The organism is Phaeobacter gallaeciensis, from assembly GCF_001678945.1.
Taxonomy (GTDB): domain Bacteria; phylum Pseudomonadota; class Alphaproteobacteria; order Rhodobacterales; family Rhodobacteraceae; genus Phycobacter; species Phycobacter gallaeciensis_A.
The window spans coordinates 3,707,689-3,728,913 of sequence record NZ_CP015124.1; the positions used below are offsets into that span (position 1 = coordinate 3,707,689).

The following is a 21,225-nucleotide window of genomic DNA, read 5'->3' on the forward strand; positions in this document are numbered from 1 at the left end:
CCTTGGCGTGCTCCCGCCTGTGGCAGGGCATTCAGGCGGTCAGTCGCGGTCTTTTGCCGCTGTCGGCATGGAGACGTTGGAGTGCCAGAAAATCCGCACACAGGTGGCAAGCCCTTGCTCGTTCAGATCGGCAACCAGGGTGCCGTCCAGCTCCATCCGGGGCAGGGGATCGCCGGGCTGGCGGTCGGGCAGGCCGGTGCCAGTGGATTTTGCCCAGATCTGGAACAATTCCTCGCTGGCGACCTGATAGGTGACGTTCCAGTGGCCGATGCCCCCGGTGGGCGTTTCGGCCAGAACCGAGGGTGTCAGGCATATATCCTGTTGCAGCTTGATCCGATCCCAGTAACGGGCCAGTTCGTCGGGGCCGGTCTGCACCTGAAAGGGCGTGTTCCAATATTGCCCGTCGGGGGTGAATAACGCAGCAAAGCCATCGGAATCCTGCGCCTCCCAGACCCGTTTGTAGGCCTGCATGAAATCATGGATGCGCATTGGGTGTCCTCTGGCTGTGCTGTTTTGGGAAAGCCTGCTTTATTCGTAGCCGTCCGGCTGCTGCTGCCAGGATTTGGCGAGGTTGCCAAAGCGGGTGAACTGCGCCTCAAACGACAATTCGACCGTGCCGATGGGACCGTGACGCTGTTTGCCGACGATCACTTCGGCCTTGGCATGCAGGCGCTCCATCGCCTGTTTCCACTCTTCCATCTTGTCCAGCTCGTGATCGCCGGGTTTTTCCCGTTCCTTGTAGTATTCCTCGCGGAACACGAACATCACCACGTCGGCATCCTGTTCGATCGAGCCGGATTCCCGGAGGTCCGACAGTTGCGGGCGTTTATCGTCCCGGCTTTCGACCTGACGAGAGAGCTGTGACAGGGCCACCACCGGAATGTTCAGCTCTTTCGCGATGGCCTTCATTCCCATCGAGATTTCGGCGATTTCGTTCACCCGGTTGTCGGACATGCCGCGGCAAAGCTGCAGGTAGTCGATCACCAGAAGGTCCAGCCCGTGGGTCCGCTTCAGGCGGCGGGCGCGGGCGGCTAGCTGCGAAATCGGCAGGGCGGGCGTGTCGTCGATAAAGAGCGGGCAGCTTTCCAGATCCTTGGCGGCCTGCACGAAGCGGCGGAATTCGCCTTCGGTCATGTCACCCTGACGGATCTTGTGGCTGGAAATCTCGGATGCTTCGGCAAGGATACGCCCCGCCAGCTGTTCGGCGCTCATCTCGAGTGAGAAGAAGCCGACCACGCCGCCATCCACGGCGCCTTCAGTGCCATCGGGTTTCACCCCGCGTTTATAGGCCTTGGCGACGTTGAAGGCGATGTTGGTCGCGAGCGAGGTTTTACCCATCGAGGGGCGGCCCGCAAGGATCAGAAGGTCTGACGGGTGCAACCCGCCCAGCTGTTTGTCGAGATCATCAAGACCGGTGGAAATCCCGGCCATGCCGCCGCCACGCTGATAGGCCTCGTTGGTGACGTTGACCGCCTCGGTCACCGCTTTCAGGAAGGACTTGAAACCGCTTTCGGTCTGGCCCTGTTCGGCCAGCTGATAGAGCGATTGTTCCGCTTCGACGATCTGTTCTTTCGGCTCCGAGGACACATCCACCCGGCGCGCCTTGTCAGAGATCGACTGCCCCAGCGCGATCAGCTCGCGCCGGATTGCCAGATCATAGATCATCTGAGCATAGTCGCGCACAGCATAGGCCGAGATCGAGGCCCCGGCCAGTTTTGCCAGATAGGCCGGGCCGCCCAGCTCCTTCAGCCCTTCATCATCTTCCATGAAGGCCTTCAGCGTCACCGGAGAGGCCAGCGCGTTCTTGGAGATCCGCGCCGCGGCGATTTCATAGATGCGGGTGTGGACCGGGTCGTAGAAATGGGTGGAATTGATGATCGACGCCACGCGGTCATAGACGTCGTTGTTGGTCAGGATCGCCCCCAGAAGCTGCTGTTCGGCTTCGACCGAATGGGGCAGCTCGTTTGCCTCCATGCCGCTGGCCTGCTGCGGGGCATCAGGTTCGGGCATGGGTGCGGGGGGCTGGTCGCCATCAAATGGGGTCAATTCGTTCATCACGGCTCTCTTCATTCGGTCCGGATAGATAGGTCAATTCGCTGGCCCAAAGCCATCTGGAAATCCCTGTGGGCAACCTGTGGATAGCTGCCCGGTGTCTGGGGATCTTTACGGCCCCCGTAGGGCGGGGCGCTATATCGGGTAGCATGGCACGGATGTGCGCCCAAATAAAGTATCCAGCACACAGGGGCTGCTCTGCCGAACTGACGTGCTGGATCAGGGCTTAAACGGCAGGCCGGGCCTGCCTGCGCGTTTTAGGCGGATTTATGCGCATCCTGCCAGGCACGCGGGTCCTTGAGGAACTTCTCCACCTCATCCAGCGTTTCGGTGCTGAAGGCTTCTTGCGCGCGGGCCTCGGCCAGAACGTCCCACCAGGTGCAGAGGTAGTGCAGCTCGACCCCGTGATCGCCCAGCGTCTTGGTCGTCTCAGGAAAGATGTCGTAGTAGAAGATCACCGCCGTGTGGCCACAGGTGGCGCCGGTTTCGCGGATCGCATCGACAAAGGACAGTTTCGAGCCGCCATCGGTGGTCAGGTCCTCGACCAGCAGCACCCGCTCGCCTTCGCTCATCGCGCCTTCGATGCGGGCGTTGCGGCCGTACCCTTTGGGCTTTTTGCGCACATAGGTCATCGGCAGCGCCATGCGCTCGGCCACCAGCGCGGCAAAGGGAATACCGGCTGTCTCACCACCCGCGATATTGTCGAAGGCTTCAAAGCCTGCGTTGCGCATTACGGTGACGGTCATGAAATCCATCAGCGTCGCGCGGATGCGCGGGAAGGAGATCAGCTTGCGGCAGTCGATATAGCTGGGCGAGGGCAGGCCGGAAGCCAGCGTGTAGGGCGTTTCGGTGTTGAAGTTCACCGCACCGATTTCCAGCAGCATCCGGGCAGAGAGGCGGGCGATTTCTTCGGCAGAGGGGTAGGAGGAGGGGATCATGTGGCAGCTCCGCAAATTGAATGTCTTTCCCCATGCGCAGCCGCAATGCCACGCAGGTTTTCGCGCCCGCCATTGGGGACGGGTCGGGCGCGAACCGGACCGCATGCGGTCCGGGGAATTTTGGCAAGGATCCGCCTCGGGCTCACGCCTGAACCGTCCAATGCACCGGGAAGCCGGGATCGAAGACCGTCACCGGGCCTTCGCCGCTTTCGATCTTTTCCGGGAAGGCGGTGGGGGCGTCCTGTTTGACCAGGGTGATGGTGCTGTCGTTTTCCGGCAGGCGGTAGAAAGCCGGGCCGTTTTTCGAGGCAAAGCCTTCCAGCTTGTCCAGCGCGCCGTCCTCTTCGAACACATGGGCGAGCAGCGCCATGGTGTTGGTGGCGGTGAAACAGCCGGCACAGCCGCAGGCGCTTTCCTTGTTGGGGTTGGTATGGGGGGCCGAATCCGTGCCGAGGAAGAACCGCGCATCGCCCGAGGTCGCCGCCGCACGCAGGGCCAGGCGGTGTTCTTCGCGCTTGGCCACCGGCAGGCAGTAATAATGCGGTTTGATGCCGCCAACCAGGATGTGGTTGCGGTTGATGATCAAGTGATGGGTGGTGATGGTGGCGCCAAGGTCCGCCGCGTTGGCCTTCACATAGTCCACGCCGTTGGCGGTGGTGATATGCTCCATCACAACGCGCAGGCCCGGTGTGGCGCGGCGCACCGGGTCCAGCACCCGGTCGATGAACACGGCTTCGCGGTCGAAGATGTCGATGTCGCTGTCGGTCACCTCACCATGCACACAAAGCGGCAAGCCGATTTCGGCCATTTTCTCCAGCACCGGACGCACCTTGTCGAAATCACGCACGCCCGAAGCCGAATTGGTGGTGGCCCCGGCGGGGTAGAGTTTCACCGCCTTGATCAACCCGCTGGCATGGGCCGCGGCCATATCGCCGGGATCTGTGTCCTCGGTCAGATACAGCGTCATCAGCGGCTCAAAGGACATGTCGCCCGGCAGCGCGGCCAGGATGCGATCGCGATAAGCGGCGGCCTGCGCCCCGGTTACCACCGGCGGCACCAGATTGGGCATGATGATGGCGCGGCCGAAATGGCGCGCGGTTTCCGGCAGCACGGCCTGCAGCATGGCGCCATCGCGCAGGTGCAGATGCCAGTCATCGGGGCGGGTGAGGGTCAGCGTCTGGGGCGTGGTCTGTGTCATGGCGCCGCGTTAGCACAGGCACGCAGAAAGGGGAAGAAAGAAGCCCGCCACAGGACGATCTGTCACCGGTGCCCGGTGCTGGGCATAACTATTCTATCAGACGGCGAGGGGCGCGTTGGGATCAGCGTTCCGGCGGCAGGGTGAAATCACCCTCGGCGGCGCGTTTGCGCAGGTTCTGCAAGCGTTGCCGGAACCGCGGCGCGCGCAGGCGCGCAGTCACGTTACGGCACAGCAGGGTCATCAAATACGGCCGGTCGCGTTTGTCGAGGTGTCCCATGACGTTGCGCAGATAGGCGGTGTTGTTGCGCCGCGCGCGCAGAACGCGTGACAAAGCCAGATCTGTCAGCTTGCCCGAACCAGCCATCGACAGGATCTGATAGAGCACATCCATCTCGATCAGCCGCGTTTGCACCGCCTCGCCAAAGTCCGGCAGACGGCGGCGGGTGACATTGGGGCGAGCGAACAGAGCTGCATGCATGGCGTCCAGATGTTCGCGCGGGTCATACAGGACAAAGGCATGATCGGCGGCGTCCAGCATATCGGGCGCATAGCCATAGCGGTCGGTGAAAGAGGTGCGGCGCATCTCGATAAACCGCTCGTCCCATTCGGTCATGCGCGGATCCAGCGTCGCCTGCGGCTGGATGGCCACCACGGTTGCGCCGGGGGCCGCCACCGAAAAGGCGCTGGCCGCATAGCCGCAGGGGCCGGCGCCATAGAAGATGACATTGTCGAATTCCTCGAAGAACCCGTCGTCGATCAGCTGGTCGATAAAGCCAAAGACCTGTTCGTCGCGGAACCAGGTGTCGCCATCCGAAATCATGCACAGATGCGACCAGCCAAGGTTGCGGACCAAATCAAAGCCCAGGGGTTGCGCCAGTTCGGACAGGCTCTGGATGCCCTGGATGGTTTCAAAGCTCACGAGCAGCGTGTTGCCCTGATCGATGAAGGCGGCGCAGTGGCGCGCGCCCAGAGGCTGGAACATACCCAGTTCCTCGCTGAGCACAGCAAGCCGCTCTTTCCACTGGGCTGGTTTCAGCCCGGAAAGATCTGTCTCAAGCGCGTCTGAACCGTCCTGCATGCCCATGATCCTCTGCCTCCGGACCTTTGACGGACCGGTAGTTGGGTCTGAAACTAGGGGCGGAATGCGGCAAAATTGAGAAAAACTCATGCCAGTTTTCCGGCTCTGCGCGGGTCAGTCCGTGCCGCTCTCTTTGGGCGTCTCGGTCTCTGCGTTGGCCCGGTCTGCCGATTGCTCCGGGGGCGCTTGTGGCGCGCTGTCGCTGAGTGCCTGTTCGGCCCGGCGTCCCAATGTTGCGAACCCGGCCAGGGTGCGCGCCGTGACCGCGTTGATCGGGCGCGAGGGCGGGGTCATCAATAGCCGGGCAAAGAGGGCGCGAAACGGTTCCTGCAACATCAGCTCGCGGAACCGGGCGTGACGCCAGGCCACGGCTTTTTCGTGCAGGCGGGCGAGCTTGCCATCCTCCAGCAGCAGCGCCTGAATGGCGGCGCGTGCCTCGCTGTAGCGGGCAATGGAGGTATCTTCATCGGTGTTGAAGTTGCGTTCGACCCAGTAATCCACATCGAGCATATGATCCGAATGTACCGCGCGGCCTCGGTCTGCCTTCAGGACGAAACTTTCCATCGCGCCAAGCGCATAGTGGTTCAGCTGCGCCAGCCGGTGGTTGGGCTGGCCGTAGTCGGAAAACAGGCGGCGGGTCTTGAACTGCGGCCCTAGTTCTCGCCCTTCGCAATCGAACCAGCGGAACTGCTCAAGCGCACTGTCGTCCTCTACCCCGCGCGGGCGGTGCACCCCGGTTTTGCGATAGGTGCCGTCGTTGCGATAAAGCGTCTTGAACATCGCCGCGCGCCAGGGCCAGTGGATCACCTCGGGGGCGCAGCGGGTGAACTGCTCCGTCACCGGCGTGTCCTCATAGCGCAGGGTGTCGCCATTACCGAACAGCCGCCATGTCAGGGTGATGGCGTCGGCCGCGGGCAGCGCTTCCAAGAGGTCGCCCAACTGACCACGGCCCGCGTGGATATTGACGAATTCATCGATATCCAGCGCCATGATCCAGTCGGCCTTTTTCACCAGCCGGTGCCGGTCCGCCAGCTTCAGGGCGCTGAACTGGATGCCACCCTTGCCGTAGGGGCCGTCGTTGCGCACATGGGTCAGGTGGCCAAGATCATCGAGCCGATCCAGCATCCTGTCGGTGCCGTCCTGGCAGTCGTTTGAAAAGACGAGGAAATCGGTGAAGCCCACGGCGCGGTGATGGGCCAGCCATTCGAGCAGAAAGGCGCCTTCGTTGCGCAGGGTAAGGATGGCCAGATACCGCATGGTCCTACCAGTCGGACCGGAACACGGCGACCTTGCCATGCGACCAGCGCGGGAAGAACACCAGACCGGCGGCATCAAGGCATTGAAAGACCTTGCGGATGCCTGCCTTGCCGATCCATTGCGGATGGGTTTCGATCAGCACCGCACGCAGCGAGGACAGGTCCATCTTGGGCAACAGCTCTGCCTCGGCGCCCTCGATATCGCAGATCAGCACGCTGGGTTTCAGCTCTGCCATCACCCGGTTCATGTCGCGCATCGGCACTTCGACCTGCTGAACGTCAGGGCCATCCTCGGCCATTGGTGTCAGGGAAGAGGCAAGGAAGTTGGGCCGCACGTAAAAGGGCGCGGTGCCGTCGCTGTCGCTGAGCACTGCATGGGTCACCTTGGCGTTCTGGACGCCATTGAGAGCATGCACCCGGTCGATATAGGGCAAGAGCTGGGGGTTCGCCTCGAACGAATGCACGGATTGCGCCGGGGTCTGGGTGGCGACCAGCGTCGACATAAAGCCGATACCGCCGCCCAGTTCCATCACCACATCCCCGGTGCGGATCAGCTTCTTCGCGGCCACGGCCTCCTTGGCCTCATAGGCGCCGGTGCGCAGCAGTTTACGCACACGCGGCGGCAGCACCGCCTTGTCCAGCGGGAACTTCATATCCAGACAGGTCAGAAACGGGTCGGTGGCTGCGGCGGTCATGTCTTCAGCTCTCCATATCCAGCGCAAGCGCATATGCAACGCGTTCGGTTGCGGTCAGTTTTACGTCCAGAGCCTGCCGGTAAAGGGTTTCGAATTCCTCCATCCCATGCAGTTCCTCGGCCTTGGCGCGATGCCAGTCGAGGCCTTTTTCGTGCCACTGGCGCAGGGTCGCATCCTCCATCAGCCGGTCATATTCGGCGCGCAGGCGCGGCAGGTTGCGCTGGATGGTGACGTCCCTGTGGTCGTTCCAGTCCATGCGGATCCAGTAGTTGAGGCCGATGGAGCGATCCACATGCAGCGCACGTCCGCGCTGACGTTTGACCAGAAAACTTTCGGCCGAGCGCAGCGCGTAGTGGTTGAGCTGCAGCAGATCGTAACCGATGGAGCGGCGCGAGTTGCGCCATCCGTTGTCGAGCACATCCTGCGTCATGTCGCGGCCCGATCCGTTGACCCAGCGGACCTGATCGCGGAACCCGTCCTGCAGCTTGTTGGGGCGGTGGCAGCTGATCTTCTGGTAGGCGCCGGTGTTTTTGAACATCGTCTTGAAGCCCCAGACCGTGTGCGGCTTGGGGCAGTATTTCGGCGCGCAGGCATCAAACTGGCCGATGACAAATTCGTCCGACAGCCGTGTCACATCGTTATGGCCAAACAGGCGCCAGGTCATCGCCACATTGGTGGCATCCGGCACCCGGTCAAAGAAATCCTGCAGGGTGCCGTTGCCACAGCGCACGTTGATGAATTCATCAACGTCGATATGGACGATCCAATCGGCCTGGGTGATCACCGGTTCCTGCAGCGATTGGTTCAGTGCGTGTTGCTGCGGAGACTTGCCGCGCCAGTCGTCGTTGTTGCGGTGCTGCAGGATGCCCAGCTCTTGCAGCCGGTCGAGGATCTCGGCGGTGCCGTCCTCGCAGCCATTGGTGTAGATCAGGAAGTTGTCCACGCCGATGGCGCGGTGATAGGCGACCCATTCCAGAATATACGGCGCCTCGTTCTTCATGCAGCCGACGATCACATTGCCGCTGCTGCCTTGAGGCAGGGCGCGGCGGGGCACCTCCGCATAGGGGGCGGCACGCGCGGTTTCATCCAGTACGCCGAGATTGTCATGCGGCCGGAAGGGCGATGTTTGCAGCATTTCGAAGTTTTTTAACGCCAGCGGGGTCATCACTTTGCGGGCCTGCGCGGTGGGTTCCGTGGCGGCTGGGTCCGGCTTGGCCTCTTCCGCTGGTCGGGAGGCGTGGGTTGCGGCCTCAATCTGCGGCATGAAGCGCAGCAGGTATTGCGAGGCGCGAAAGCCCATTTCCGGGTCCGCCTCCTGCCACTTTGCGCCGGAATGGTCTTGGGCACCGGCCTGGGTGGCGAAGTTGGCTGCAGACAATCCGGGGTGCTGCTCGGCAAGCGCCTGATTTGCGGCGGCAAACCGGTTTGAGATACGGGCCAGCTGCGCCGGGTCCATCGGCGCGCCGCCAATCTGCAGCTCATTCAGGAAACCGCGCCACATTTTCGGTGGCACGATCCTGTTCCGGTGCAGGGTGATATGCTGCAGCAGCGTATTGAGCTGCCGCGCCCGCGTCAGCCACGGCGCGACAGGCATCGCGGGCGGTGTTGCAGCGCCGCAGCGGCCGATCTGCTGCGCAATGCCGAAGGCGGCGCGGATCTCTTTGGTGGCCTCCGGCCCGTAAAGCACCGCCTCGTCGTAAGAGCGGAAGCTCATGGACCCGGCGCCGAAAACGCTCTCCCAATGCTGTTGCAAGGCCGTATAATCCAGCCAGAAGGGGGCGCCTTCGGTTTCTTCGAACTGGTTTTCCTGCGGTCTGATCTGCGGCTGATGCGCGAGGCAGGCTTGCCACCAGTCCGGTTGATCGGCCAGCGCCAGTTCGCGTTCCAGCGGGGTAGCGCGCCCGTTCAGCACCTGCGCGCCATAACTGCGCGCCAGCAGGCGGGTGGGATCGTCCAGATGCGCCACGATGCTGATGTCGCCGGATAGCGGGGTCAGCAAATCTTTTAGCCGCATCAGCTCGCTGCGCCGGTGCAGCCTGCTGCCCAGTTGCGAGGCCGTGAGGATCAGAATGTCCGGCTGCGCCTCATTGACCTCACGGACCAGATCGGCGCTCAGTTTTTCGCGCAACAGCGCCTGCCGCTCGGGATCGGCAAGGCCGCGGGCGTGGCGTAGCGGGTCCACGTGATCGGGATCCGTCACCGCCATGAACAGGCGCGTGTGATTGCTGCCGCCGGGAGAGGTGGGAAACAACACGCCCTTGCCGCGCAACTGGTCCCGTTTGTGGGCCAGAACCTTTTGCAGCCGCTCGGCGCCTGTATGCTCGAGCCCGATATGAAGAACGATGCGCATGGTCAGGAACGTGCCTTCCGGTTGACGTTGGCCTGGCCCCACCAGGGCAGATCGCGCCCAAGGAACGCGCCCACCCGCGCTTGCGCACCGGCATCGGCGACGTTGATCTCAAGGTAATCGGGGTCCTCGCGGAACCAGTGTTTCAGCGCCTCGTAATGACCGTCAATCCAGATCATCTGCTGTTCCGCCGTCTTGCCGTATCCGATCGGCAGGCCAGGCACCGTGCTGGCGGGCAGCCGGGCGGTGCCAAGATTGTTCCAAGCCATGATCGATTTGGAATGACTGGCCGCATCGCGCCGGGTGGCGATGAATTTGAGCCCCGGGTTGAGATCCTTCAGCACTTTCAGCAGGGCAAAATCGAATTGCGGCCAGACCGAGAATTTGCCATGGATAAAGCTCACCTCTGACAGCGCATCAAAACCATCCAGATAGGCCATGGGATCGCCGCGCTCATATAGTCCTTTGTAAAGGAGGCTGCCGACGAAAATCCGCCGCTTGCCGGGTTTGTCTTCCTCGCGGTCGCGCAGGCGGTGATCGGCCACGGAATAACCCGCCTGCGACAGCGCCTTGCCCAGCGTGGTGGTGCCCGATTTCGGCAGGCCGAGGTTGATGACCTTGAGGCTCATTGCGCCGCCTCTTTGGTCCAGAGGCCCAGGTCGCGCAACAGCGCCTCTTCCTGCGGCGGCAGGGCGGGGGCGGCGCGCAGTTGATCGCGCATCGCCTGATAGCTCGGCTGGGCCAGCAGTTCATCGCGTTTCGCACGGTGCAGGCGCACCGCCTCCTCGTGCAGGGTGGCGATCTCGGGGTCGGATTTCAGATCGGCGAGCGCCGCCTCCAGCGCCGGGAGATGACGCTGGATCGACAGGTCCTGATAGGCGGGGTCATTGCGCTCGCGCCAATAGGTATCGTCAAAGGCGCGGTTTTCCCGGTTCACATCGCCGCGGTCGTTTTTCACCAGATAGCTGTCGAGCGAGCGCAGCGCATAGTGGTTCAGCGTCGCAAGGCTGCGGGCGCCTTTGGCCGGGAGTTTGCGGATATGATCGCGGTTTGCAGCCATAAGGAACCGGAAGGGCACCCGGCGGCCGCCGCCATCGGTCCAGGCGGGGCGCTTGTCCTCGGCCAAAGCCTTGCGGAAGAACGGGCGATGCGCGCCATAGTATTGCAGCGGAAAATCGCGGCGTACCAGCGTCTTGACCTCGATTGAACCATCGGCGCAGCAGATATCCGGGTTGTGCGAGCGGGTGAACTGGGCGATCACCGGCGCGTCTTCGAAGGCCTCGACCCCGTCGTTGGCAAAGAACTGGAAGCTGACCGAAATCGCCTGGGGATTGCCACAGGTCGCGATCAGATCGGGGATTGTGTGGTCTCCTGCATGGATATTCAGGAACTCATCCACATCGGCCACCCAGACCCAGTCCGCATCCGTCACGATGGTCTGCAGGCGCGCGTGTTTCAGCGCCTCCATCTGGTAATTGCGCCCCTCGGCCGGGTTGGGCAGATGCTGCACCAGCCCCCGCGCTGCCAATGCATCAAGCAGGTCATCAGTGCCATCGCTGCAATCGTTGGAATAGAACAGGAAATCCGTGACCCCGATCAGCCGGTTATAGACGATCCATTCGAGCAGGAACGGGCCTTCGTTCTTGACGCAGGTGACGGCGGTGATGCGCATCATGCATCCCCTTTGGCGTCCCGGCGCGAAGTGCCGGGCTGTGTTGATCCGTGGCGCATCATTCGATCTGTTGCCTTGCCGCCTGCATCTTGCCTCTCGTTACCGCACGTCGTCTTTACACATGGATCGGGTGCAGCCGGGGCTATCGTCATTGCCAAAATCCATGGCAGGGCGGGCGCCCTGCGTCAATCATTGCAGGGTGTATAGCCGTTAACCCTTGTCGAAGTGTTGCCCAACAAACGAAATCAACAATCCGAAAACGGGGGCAGACCAGCCTTGACCGCGCGCTGGGCGCATGGCCTCTTGGTGCGACCAAGCGGGGAGGCAAGGCATGACAGAGGCGCAATCCATCGATCAGGTGCAACAGATGCTGGGCGAGCAGGGGTATGTCTGCGGCCGGGCGCTTGCTACCGTGGTCTTCCTGTCGCTGCGTCTGGGCCGCCCCTTGTTCCTAGAAGGCGAGGCCGGCGTCGGCAAGACCGAGATCGCCAAGGCGCTGTCGGCGGCGCTGGGTCGGCGCCTGATCCGGCTGCAATGCTACGAGGGGCTTGATGCCTCCAGCGCGGTTTATGAATGGAATTTTGCCGCGCAGATGGTGGCGATCCGCACCGCTGAGGCTGCAGGCGGCGCCGACCGCGCGGCGCTGCAAACGGAGCTGTTCTCTGATGAGTTTCTGATCGAACGGCCACTTTTGGAGGCGATGCGCCCCGATGAGAATGGCGCGCCGGTGCTGCTGATCGACGAACTGGACCGCACCGATGAGCCCTTCGAGGCGTTCCTGCTGGAGGCGCTCAGTGATTTTCAGGTGACCATTCCCGAACTTGGCACCATCAAGGCGCCCGAGCCGCCCATCGTGATCCTGACCTCCAACCGCACGCGTGAGGTGCATGACGCGCTGAAACGGCGCTGCCTGTATCACTGGGTCGATTACCCCGATTTCACCCGCGAGGTCGAAATCCTGCGGGCCCGCGCGCCGGAAGCCTCAGAAAAACTCAGCCGCGAAGTCGTCGCCTTTGTCCAGGCGCTGCGGACCGAGGATCTGTTCAAGAAACCCGGCGTGGCCGAAACAATCGACTGGGCCAATTGCCTGCTTGCGCTCGACGTGATCGACCTCTCCCCTGAGGTGATCGCCGATACATTGGGCGCGATCCTGAAATACCAGGACGACATCGCACAATTGCAGGGCTCCGAGGCGAAACGCATCCTCGACAAGGCCAAGCAGACATTGGAGGAGACGCCGTGATCCGGGTGCCGATCTGATGGTTGAACTGCCTGAGCTTTCCCTGCCGGACGATCCCAAACTCGTCCAGAACATCACCCATTTCGCCCGCGCTCTGCGCAAGGCGGGGCTGCCCATCGGGCCGGGCCGGGTGGTGGACGCGGTCGAGGCGGTGGCGGCAGCAGGTTTTACCAGTCGGCAGGATTTCTACTGGGCACTGCATGCCTGTTTCGTGACCCGTCCCGAACACCGGGCGGTGTTTGCGCAGATCTTTCGCCTCTACTGGCGCGATCCGCGGTTTCTGGAGCATATGATGGCGGCGATGCTGCCTGCGGTGCGCGGCGTGCAGGAAGAGCGCGCCGCCAAACCCGGTGAAAAACGCGCTGCCGAGGCGCTGCTGGATGGGGCGAATGATCAGATCGACCTGCCAGAGGGGCAAGAGGACGAGGGCACCGAGTTCGAGATCGACGCGACCCTGACCATGTCCTCCGAGGAGCGCCTGCGGTCCTTGGATTTCGAGCAGATGAGCACCGAGGAAGTTGCCCGCGCCAAACGCATCCTTTCCCAGATGCGCCTGCCGGTGCAGCCGATCCAGTCGCGCCGCTTAATGGCCGCGCCGCATGGGCAGCGGGCCGATTGGCGGCGCACCCTGCGCGATGCGGCCCGCCGGGGTGGCGATCTGCAAGATATCGCCCGTGCCAAGCGGCGCATCCGCTGGCCCAATCTGGTGGTGATCTGCGATATATCCGGCTCCATGAGCCAGTACAGCCGCATCGTGCTGCATTTCCTGCATTCGGTCGCCAACCAAAAGGGCGCGGGCTGGGCGAAGGTGCATGGGTTCACCTTTGGCACGCGGCTCACCAATATCACCCGCCATCTGGCCACGCGCGATGTGGACGCGGCCTTGGCCGCAGCGGGCGCCGAGGCGCAGGATTGGGAAGGCGGCACCCGCATCGGCCAGTGCCTGCATGAGTTCAACCGCGACTGGTCGCGCCGGGTAATGGGGCAGGGGGCTGTGGTGCTGCTGATCACCGACGGGCTGGACCGGGACGACCCGGACCAACTGGCCAAGGAGATGCAGCGCCTGCACCTGTCATCGCGGCGGCTGATCTGGCTGAACCCGCTCTTGCGCTGGGAAGGCTTCGCCCCCAAGGCACAAGGTATCCGCGCCATGCTGCCCCATGTGGACAGTTTTCGGGCCGGCCACTCCATTGCCTCGCTCGAAGATCTGGCGCAGGTGATTTCCCGCCCCGAGGATCAGGGCGAAAAGGCGCGGTTGATGGCGCTTCTCTGACGAATTCTAAAAGTCGAATGTAATTGATCTGGGTCAAGCCTGATCCGCGCCCACCCTACTACATTCTGTAAATGGAATGTAATTCGGGAGGCTGATGATGGCCATGAACTGGAAAACCGGAGGGCTCCTGCTGGGGTTCGTCTTCTTTCTGGCAGTGCTGCTGGTCAAACCGATTGGCGTGTCCACGCAATTCGTGATCCTGGACGGGATCATCGGCGATGCAGTGAACAGCGAATTGGTGACCAAGACCGAGGAAGGATATACCTCGACCAATGCCTATCTGGCGAAATCGAATGGTAAATACGCCAAATCGGTGATGAACCCGCTGAACTACAGCTTTGTCTTTGTTCTTGCGATGGCGGTGGGCGGCTTTCTGTCGGTCATGGCGCGCGGCGGCCTGCCCGCACGGGAGCGTAGCATCCCCGATCTGTGGCGCGCCAATATGGGGGACGGGGTTGCCCTGCGCTACGGCGCGACCTTTGTTGGCGGCTTCATCGTGCTTTACGGCGCGCGCCTTGCGGGCGGCTGCACCTCGGGGCACATGATGTCGGGCATGATGCAGACCGCGCTGTCGGGCTATCTCTTTGCCGCCGGGGCCTTTGCCGCTGCGATTCCCGTATCCCTGATCCTGTTCAAGAAGGAGGCCTGAGCCATGATGTCTATCGTTCTCGCAATTGTTATCGGCCTGGCCTTCGGCGCGGTGTTGGACCGTATTGGCGCCAGCAACCCGAACATGATCGGCAAGATGCTGAACCTCACCAACCTCAACCTGGCCAAGACCATTCTGCTGGCCATTGGCACCGGTTCGGTGCTGATGTTCGCGGGCCAGATGCTGGGCTTTGTCGACGTGGGCCATATGTCCGTGAAGGCCGCCTATATCGGCGTCTTCATCGGCGGGCTGATGCTGGGCGCGGGCTGGGCACTGGCGGGCTATTGCCCCGGCACCGGCGTTGTCGCGGCGGCCTCGGGGCGCAAGGATGCGCTGTTCTTCATCGCCGGCGGCCTTCTGGGGGCGGCGGCCTATATGGTGACCTACCCGATGTGGGAATCGAGCGGCCTTCTGGACAGCATCGCGGGCGGTAAGGTTACCGTTGGCACCGTGCCGGGATCCAAGTTCGACGGGATGACGGCGCTGCCGGGCGATGTCCTCGGCATCGTTCTGGGCCTTGGTTTCATCGCGCTGGCCTTTGCCCTGCCCGAGCGGCTGACGCCCTCCAAATCGAACCTGCAACCGGCTGAATAGGCACCCTCCCGCGCCTGTAATATGCCCGAACGCCCGCCGGTCCCGGCGGGCGCTTTGCGTTTTGCGCTGCGTTTTCGGCTTGAAACCTCTGGCCTTCGCGTCAACCTTGGGGGCAACAAAGGCGGAAGACACGCCGGGAGGATTGCATGTCAGAGGAAACCCAGCGTTTCGAGAACGCGCCGGAGGTGGCGCTGGAATGGCACAGGGATGGCACCGGGGCTGCATTGGCCACGGTGGTGCAGACTTGGGGATCGGCGCCGCGCCGGGCCGGATCGCAGCTGGTGGTGGGCGGCGATGGCCGCATCGAAGGCTCGGTCTCGGGCGGCTGCGTCGAAAGCGCGGTGGTCTTTGAGGCGCTGGAGGCGATCGAGGATGGCAAGCATCGCCTGCTCGAGTTCGGGGTCAGCGACGATGATGCCTTTGCCGTGGGGCTGGCCTGCGGCGGCACCATCAAGGTTCTGGTTGAGCCCGTGGGCGGCGCCCTGCCGGTGGATCTGCTGGAGGAACTGGTCGCGGCCCGCAAGGAACGTATTGCGCTTGCCTATGAGGTGGATCTGGACAGCGGCGCGCGGCGTCTGGTGCGGGATGGCTATGCTGAGCGCCTGCGCATGGACCGCTCTGGTGTTGAGGAAGACGGAAAGACCTTCGTTGCCGTGCACAACCCGCCACTGCGGCTGATCGTGGTGGGGGCGGTGCATATCGCCCAGGCGCTGGTGCCCATGGCGCGGATTGCGGGTTATGATCCGGTGATTATCGACCCGCGCGAGGCCTTTGCCGCCGCCGCGCGGTTCCCGGGCGAGACATTGATGGACGATTGGCCGGATGAGGCGGTGGAAAAGCTTGGCCTTGATGCCCGCACCGCGCTGGTGCTGCTGACCCATGATCCGAAACTCGACGATCCGGCGCTGGAGGCTGCGCTGGGCGCGGATTGCTTCTACATCGGCGCGCTTGGCTCCACCCGCACCCATGCCAAACGGGTGGACCGGATGGTGGCGGCTGGTTTCACCGCAGAACAGATCGGGCGCATCCACGGGCCCATCGGTCTGGATATCGGCGCGGCGGGGCCGTCTGAAATCGCGGTGTCGATCCTGGCCGAGATGACAGCGGTTCTGCGCGGCAAATCCTCATGAAGTTCGGCCCGGTTCCGCTGGATCAGGCCGAGGGGGCGATCCTGGCGCATTCCCTGCATCTGGAGACCCGCAAGATTGCCAAGGGCACGGCGCTGGCCGCTGAAGATCTTCGCGATCTGGCCGCCTCCGGTTTCTCCGAAGTCACCGCCGCGCGGCTGGAAAGCGGCGATATGCACGAGGATGCGGCGGCGCAGGCGCTGGCCCACGCCATTGTCCCAGACCCAAGCGCCCAAGGGCTGCGCATTTCCGGCGCCGGGGCGGGGCGGGTGAACCTTTACGCCGAAACCTGCGGTGTGGTGGAGCTGGACCGGGCGCAGCTGGAGGCGGTGAATGCGGTCGATCCGATGATCACCATCGCCACCGTGCCCGCCTATCACCGGGTCGATGCAGGCGGCATGATCGCCACCATCAAGATCATCGCCTACGGGGTGCCTGAGGCGCACCTGATGCAAGCGGCAAGGAATGCAGGCGGGGCGTTGCGGGTGCGCGCCCCGGTTTACAAGACCGCAACCCTGATCGAAACGCGGGTTACGGGCGATACTCCATCCGAAAAGGGCCGCGCGGCCATGGCCGGAAGGCTCGACCGGATGGGTATGGAGTTGACAGATCGCGTGGTTGTGCCCCACCGCGAGGCGGAGCTTTCCGCAGCCATCGGCGATGCGCCGGGAGAGGTCATCCTGATCCTTACCGGATCGGCGACCTCGGACCCACTGGATGTGGCGCCTCAGGCGCTGCGGCTGGCGGGGGGCACGGTGACGCGCTTTGGCATGCCGGTCGATCCGGGCAACCTTCTGTTTCTCGGTGCGCTGGGCGAAAAGCCTGTGATCGGCCTGCCGGGCTGCGCCCGCTCGCCTGCGCTTAATGGCGCGGACTGGGTGTTGGAACGGGTGATCTGTGGCGTCGCGTTGCGCGGGGCGGATATCGCCGCCATGGGGGTTGGCGGGCTGCTGAAAGAGATTCCCACCCGGCCCATGCCGCGCCGCGCTGGACAGGATGACGCCGGGCGTGGCTGAACGCTGCGCCAGAGAGCACAAAATGTCCGCATCTCCAACGTGTTACGCGCGGCTTCTTGCCGTTTGGCAAAAATGTTACGGCCAGAGGCATTTCTGGGGGTTCGCGCCAGCCGCATCCCGTGCTTAACTCCTATTCAGCCAAACAAAAGTAGCGAATGGGAGGAATTCATGGCGAAGGTCTCGATGACCGTGAACGGCAAGCCCGCCAGCGGTGATGTGGAGGGGCGCACGCTCCTGGCGTCATTTCTGCGCGACGAGCTGGGGCTCACGGGGACACATGTAGGCTGCGATACCAGCCAGTGCGGCGCCTGCGTGGTGCATGTGAACGGCAAGGCGGTCAAATCCTGCACCATGCTGGCGGCCGAAGCAGACGGCGCAGAGGTTGCCACCATCGAAGGACAGGCGGCTCCGGATGGCACGCTCAACGCGATCCAGCAGGCGTTTCAGGATCACCACGGGCTTCAGTGCGGTTTCTGCACGCCGGGCATGGTGATGTCGGCGGCGGCGCTGCTGAAGGAAAACCCCAAGCCGACCGAAGCCGAGGTGCGCGCCTATCTTGAAGGCAATATTTGCCGCTGCACCGGCTATCATAACATCGTCAAGGCGATCCTTGCCGCGTCCGGTCAGGACGTGACGGCCATTGCAGCCGAATAAGGCCATAAGCCCGCCGCGGGCAGCGCAGGGAGGCGCGGCCCGGGACGAAAGACAATTTTGCATGACCAAGAGGTGCGCCATCGCGCGCACCATCCAGGGAGGAGATTTGGACAATGCCAAAGGATAGTGGCATCGGCGCCAGCCCGAAGCGGCGCGAAGACGTAAGGTTCCTGACCGGAACCGGCAATTACACCGACGACATCAACCTCAACAATCAGGCCTATGTGCATTTCCTGCGCTCGGATGTGGCCCACGGCAAGATCAACGGCATCGACACCTCGGCTGCGGCCGCGATGCCCGGCGTCATCCGAATTTTTACCGGCGCTGATTTCGAAGGTGTGGGATCGATTCCCTGCGGCTGGCAGGTGACCGACCGCCATGGAGAACCGATGCAGGAACCTGCGCACCCGGTTCTGGCTCAGGGTAAGGTCCGCTATGTGGGCGATGCCATCGCCGCCGTGGTCGCAGAAAGCCGCGAGGAAGCTCGCGACGCCGCCGAGGCGATTGAGCTCGATATCGAAGAACTGCCCGCCGTCATCGACATGAAGGAGGCCGTCAAGGAAGGCGCCCCCAAGGTGCATGACGATCTCACGTCGAACCTCTGCTATGACTGGGGCTTCGTGGAAGAAAACAAACCGGCAGTGGAAGAGGCCTTTGCCAATGCGGCCCATGTGACCACACTGGAGCTGGTCAACAACCGTCTGGTCGCGAACCCGATGGAGCCGCGCGTGGCGGTGGGCGATTTCAACCGGGCCACCGGGGAATCGACGCTTTATACCACCTCGCAGAACCCGCATGTGATCCGCCTTCTGATGGGCGCTTTCGTGCTGGGCATCCCCGAGCATAAGCTGCGCGTCATCGCGCCGGATGTGGGCGGTGGTTTCGGCACCAAGATCTTCCACTATGCCGAGGAAGCCTTCTGTACCTTCGCGGCCAAGGCGCTGAACCGGGCGGTCAAATGGACCTCTACCCGGTCCGAGGCCTTCATGTCGGATGCCCACGGGCGCGATCACGTGACCAAGATCGAACTGGCGCTGGATGCGGAGAACAACTTTACCGCGCTGCGCACCGACACCTACGCCAACATGGGCGCATACCTGTCGACCTTTGCGCCTTCGGTGCCGACCTGGCTGCATGGCACGCTGATGGCGGGTAACTACAAGACGCCGCTGATCTATGTGAACGTGAAGGCCGTCTTCACCAACACGGTGCCGGTCGATGCCTATCGCGGTGCGGGCCGCCCTGAGGCGACATTCCAGCTGGAGCGCGTCATCGACAAGGCCGCGCGCGAGCTGGGCGTCGATCCCATCGCGCTGCGGCGCCAGAACTTCATCACCGAATTCCCCTATGCCACCCCGGTGGCGGTGGAATATGACACCGGCGATTACAACGCGACCATGGACAAGCTGATGGAGGTTGCTGATTTCGCAGGCTTCAAGGCGCGCCGCGCCAAGAGCGAGGAAAACGGCAAGCTGCGCGGTCTGGGCGTCAACTGCTATATCGAGGCCTGCGGCATCGCGCCGTCGAACCTTGTCGGGCAGCTGGGCGCGCGGGCGGGTCTTTATGAATCCGCCACGGTACGAGTGAATGCGACCGGGGGTCTGGTGGTTATGACCGGCAGCCACAGCCACGGGCAGGGGCATGAAACCTCCTTCCCGCAGGTGATCGCGGATATGATCGGCATCGACGAAAGCATGGTCGAGATCGTGCATGGCGACACCGCCAACACCCCGATGGGCATGGGCACCTACGGCTCGCGCTCCCTCGCGGTTGGTGGCTCTGCCATGGTGCGGGCGACGGAAAAGATCATCGCCAAGGCGAAGAAGATCGCCGCCCACATCCTGGAAGCTTCCGATGCGGATATCGAACTGAAGGATGGCCAGTTCTCGGTTGCGGGCACGGACAAGTCCCTCGCCTGGGGCGATGTCACGCTGGCGGCCTATGTGCCGCACAACTACCCGCTTGAGGATATGGAGCCGGGGCTGGAAGAGACCGCCTTTTACGATCCGGCGAACTTCACCTACCCCTCGGGCGCCTATGCCTGCGAGGTGGAGGTCGATCCTGAGACCGGCAAGGTCACCATCGAACGTTTCGCGGCGGCGGATGACTTTGGTAATATCGTCAACCCGATGATCGTCGATGGTCAGGTGCACGGCGGTATCGGCCAGGGCATCGGTCAGGCGCTGCTCGAAGGCTGCGTCTATGACGAGAACGGTCAGCTTTTGTCGGCCTCCTACATGGATTACGCCATGCCGCGCGCCGATGATCTGCCCTTCTATCAGGTTGACCATTCCTGCCAGACGCCCTGTACCCATAACCCCCTTGGGGTGAAGGGCTGCGGTGAGGCCGGTGCCATCGGATCGCCGCCGGCGGTTGTGAATGCGGTGGTGGACGCGCTGCAGGCAGCGGGTAAAGATGTGACACATATCGATATGCCACTCAGCCCCGGCCGCGTCTGGGCTGCGATGAACAGTTAACACCGGGGCAGGGGCCAGGCAGATGTGCCGGGTCCCTGCGCCCTTGGGAGATTTGAACAAAAGAACAAGGGGGGTGATCCCCCGGCATTCTTTGGGAAGGAAAGCGGAATGTATAATTTCGAGTTTGAAAAACCTGCCTCCATTGCCGACGCGGTTGCCGCGCTGGCAGAGGAAGACGCGCAGGCGCTGGGCGGTGGCCAGACCCTGCTGCCGACCATGAAACAGCGGCTGGCGATGCCGTCGAAACTGGTCTCGCTTGCCGGGATTGGTGAAATGCAGGGCGTCTGCCGCGAAGATGATGGCAGCCTGGCAATCGGCGGCGCTACCACCCATGCCACCGTTGCCTCCGAGGCCGCAGCGCATTATCCCGCGCTGGCCGAGCTGGCCAGCCACATCGGCGATCCCGCCGTGCGCAACCGGGGCACCATCGGCGGCTCGCTTGCCAATAACGATCCGGCGGCCTGCTATCCGGCGGCGGTTCTGGGCAGCGGCGCCACCGTGATCACCAATGCCCGCGAAATCGCGGCGGATGATTATTTCGATGGTCTTTTCACCACCGCGTTGGAAGAGGGTGAGATCATCACCGGCGTGCGGTTCCCGGTGCCAGAGGCCGCGAACTATCAGAAGTTCGTGCAGCCTGCCTCGCGCTTTGCCCTGGTGGGGGTTTTCGTGGCCAAATACGCGGACGGGGTGCGGGTTGCCGTCACCGGCGCCTCGGAAGAGGGTGTGTTCCGCTGGAGCGAAGCTGAGCAGGCACTGGGCAAGGAATTCCGCCCCGACGCTCTGACGGATCTGCGCATTAACCCGGCCAACATGATGGGCGATATCCACGGCACCAAGGAATACCGTGCCCATCTTGTCGGTGTCCTGACCAAACGCGCCGTGGCTGCCGCCGCAGGCTGAGCCACTGGGACAGAACAGCAATGGGGCCTCGCAGCACTGCGGGGCCCTTTTTCATG

At 63.1% G+C, this 21,225-nt stretch carries 19 protein-coding genes; 9 read left to right on the forward strand and 10 right to left on the reverse strand.

Annotated features, from left to right (window positions below):
* Positions 1 to 39: 39 nt before the first annotated feature.
* From JL2886_RS17515 to JL2886_RS17560, 10 genes are all read right to left on the reverse strand, one after another.
* A complete protein-coding gene (locus JL2886_RS17515) occupies positions 40 to 489 on the reverse strand; it encodes a YybH family protein (RefSeq protein WP_065273174.1) in 450 nt (149 codons plus the stop codon).
* 39 nt (positions 490 to 528) lie between these two features.
* Positions 529 to 2,055 (reverse strand): replicative DNA helicase, encoded by a 1,527-nt coding sequence (locus tag JL2886_RS17520; RefSeq protein ID WP_065273175.1) that lies wholly within the window; start codon positions 2,053 to 2,055, stop codon positions 529 to 531.
* A gap of 254 nt (positions 2,056 to 2,309) precedes the next feature.
* Positions 2,310 to 2,990: an orotate phosphoribosyltransferase gene (locus JL2886_RS17525; protein WP_065273176.1), complete on the reverse strand. Its 681-nt coding sequence runs from the start codon at positions 2,988 to 2,990 to the stop codon at positions 2,310 to 2,312.
* Between the two features lie 142 nt (positions 2,991 to 3,132).
* A complete protein-coding gene (gene pyrC / locus JL2886_RS17530; protein ID WP_065273177.1) occupies positions 3,133 to 4,188 on the reverse strand; it encodes a dihydroorotase in 1,056 nt (351 codons plus the stop codon).
* Positions 4,189 to 4,309: 121 nt separating this feature from the next.
* Positions 4,310 to 5,266, reverse strand: coding sequence for a phosphoadenosine phosphosulfate reductase (locus tag JL2886_RS17535; protein ID WP_065273797.1), 957 nt, complete (start codon positions 5,264 to 5,266; stop codon positions 4,310 to 4,312).
* Between the two features lie 114 nt (positions 5,267 to 5,380).
* A complete protein-coding gene (locus JL2886_RS17540) occupies positions 5,381 to 6,523 on the reverse strand; it encodes a glycosyltransferase family 2 protein (protein ID WP_082996118.1) in 1,143 nt (380 codons plus the stop codon).
* Between the two features lie 4 nt (positions 6,524 to 6,527).
* Complete coding sequence (locus tag JL2886_RS17545) at positions 6,528 to 7,217, reverse strand: FkbM family methyltransferase (protein WP_065273178.1); 690 nt, start codon at positions 7,215 to 7,217, stop codon at positions 6,528 to 6,530.
* Between the two features lie 4 nt (positions 7,218 to 7,221).
* The gene (locus JL2886_RS17550) at positions 7,222 to 9,567 is read right to left on the reverse strand and encodes a glycosyltransferase family 2 protein (RefSeq protein ID WP_065273179.1); all 2,346 of its coding nucleotides are present in this window, start codon (positions 9,565 to 9,567) and stop codon (positions 7,222 to 7,224) included.
* Between the two features lie 2 nt (positions 9,568 to 9,569).
* A complete protein-coding gene (locus tag JL2886_RS17555) occupies positions 9,570 to 10,193 on the reverse strand; it encodes a sulfotransferase (RefSeq protein WP_065273180.1) in 624 nt (207 codons plus the stop codon).
* Entirely contained in the window at positions 10,190 to 11,236 is a 1,047-nt protein-coding gene (locus JL2886_RS17560; RefSeq protein WP_065273798.1) for a glycosyltransferase family 2 protein, read from the reverse strand. Before JL2886_RS17560 ends, JL2886_RS17555 begins: the two co-directional genes overlap by 4 nt.
* A gap of 331 nt (positions 11,237 to 11,567) precedes the next feature.
* Here JL2886_RS17560 and JL2886_RS17565 point away from each other — a divergent pair, with 331 nt between their 5' ends.
* The 9 genes from JL2886_RS17565 (at position 11,568) to JL2886_RS17605 (ending at position 21,169) form a co-directional block, all read left to right on the forward strand.
* Positions 11,568 to 12,479: an AAA family ATPase gene (locus JL2886_RS17565; RefSeq protein WP_065273181.1), complete on the forward strand. Its 912-nt coding sequence runs from the start codon at positions 11,568 to 11,570 to the stop codon at positions 12,477 to 12,479.
* Between the two features lie 16 nt (positions 12,480 to 12,495).
* Positions 12,496 to 13,749 (forward strand): vWA domain-containing protein, encoded by a 1,254-nt coding sequence (locus JL2886_RS17570; protein ID WP_065273182.1) that lies wholly within the window; start codon positions 12,496 to 12,498, stop codon positions 13,747 to 13,749.
* Positions 13,750 to 13,846: 97 nt separating this feature from the next.
* Positions 13,847 to 14,398, forward strand: a complete 552-nt coding sequence (locus JL2886_RS17575) for a YeeE/YedE thiosulfate transporter family protein (RefSeq protein WP_065273799.1) — start codon at positions 13,847 to 13,849, stop codon at positions 14,396 to 14,398.
* Between the two features lie 3 nt (positions 14,399 to 14,401).
* Entirely contained in the window at positions 14,402 to 14,992 is a 591-nt protein-coding gene (locus JL2886_RS17580; RefSeq protein WP_065273183.1) for a DUF6691 family protein, read from the forward strand.
* Positions 14,993 to 15,138: 146 nt separating this feature from the next.
* Positions 15,139 to 16,122: an XdhC family protein gene (locus JL2886_RS17585; protein WP_065273184.1), complete on the forward strand. Its 984-nt coding sequence runs from the start codon at positions 15,139 to 15,141 to the stop codon at positions 16,120 to 16,122.
* Entirely contained in the window at positions 16,119 to 17,135 is a 1,017-nt protein-coding gene (locus JL2886_RS17590) for a molybdopterin-binding protein (RefSeq protein WP_065273185.1), read from the forward strand. Before JL2886_RS17585 ends, JL2886_RS17590 begins: the two co-directional genes overlap by 4 nt.
* Positions 17,136 to 17,303: 168 nt before the next feature.
* The gene (locus JL2886_RS17595; RefSeq protein WP_065273186.1) at positions 17,304 to 17,789 is read left to right on the forward strand and encodes a (2Fe-2S)-binding protein; all 486 of its coding nucleotides are present in this window, start codon (positions 17,304 to 17,306) and stop codon (positions 17,787 to 17,789) included.
* A 113-nt stretch (positions 17,790 to 17,902) separates the two neighbouring features.
* A complete protein-coding gene (locus tag JL2886_RS17600) occupies positions 17,903 to 20,266 on the forward strand; it encodes a xanthine dehydrogenase family protein molybdopterin-binding subunit (protein ID WP_065273187.1) in 2,364 nt (787 codons plus the stop codon).
* A gap of 108 nt (positions 20,267 to 20,374) precedes the next feature.
* A complete protein-coding gene (locus JL2886_RS17605) occupies positions 20,375 to 21,169 on the forward strand; it encodes an FAD binding domain-containing protein (protein ID WP_065273188.1) in 795 nt (264 codons plus the stop codon).
* Positions 21,170 to 21,225: the final 56 nt, after the last annotated feature.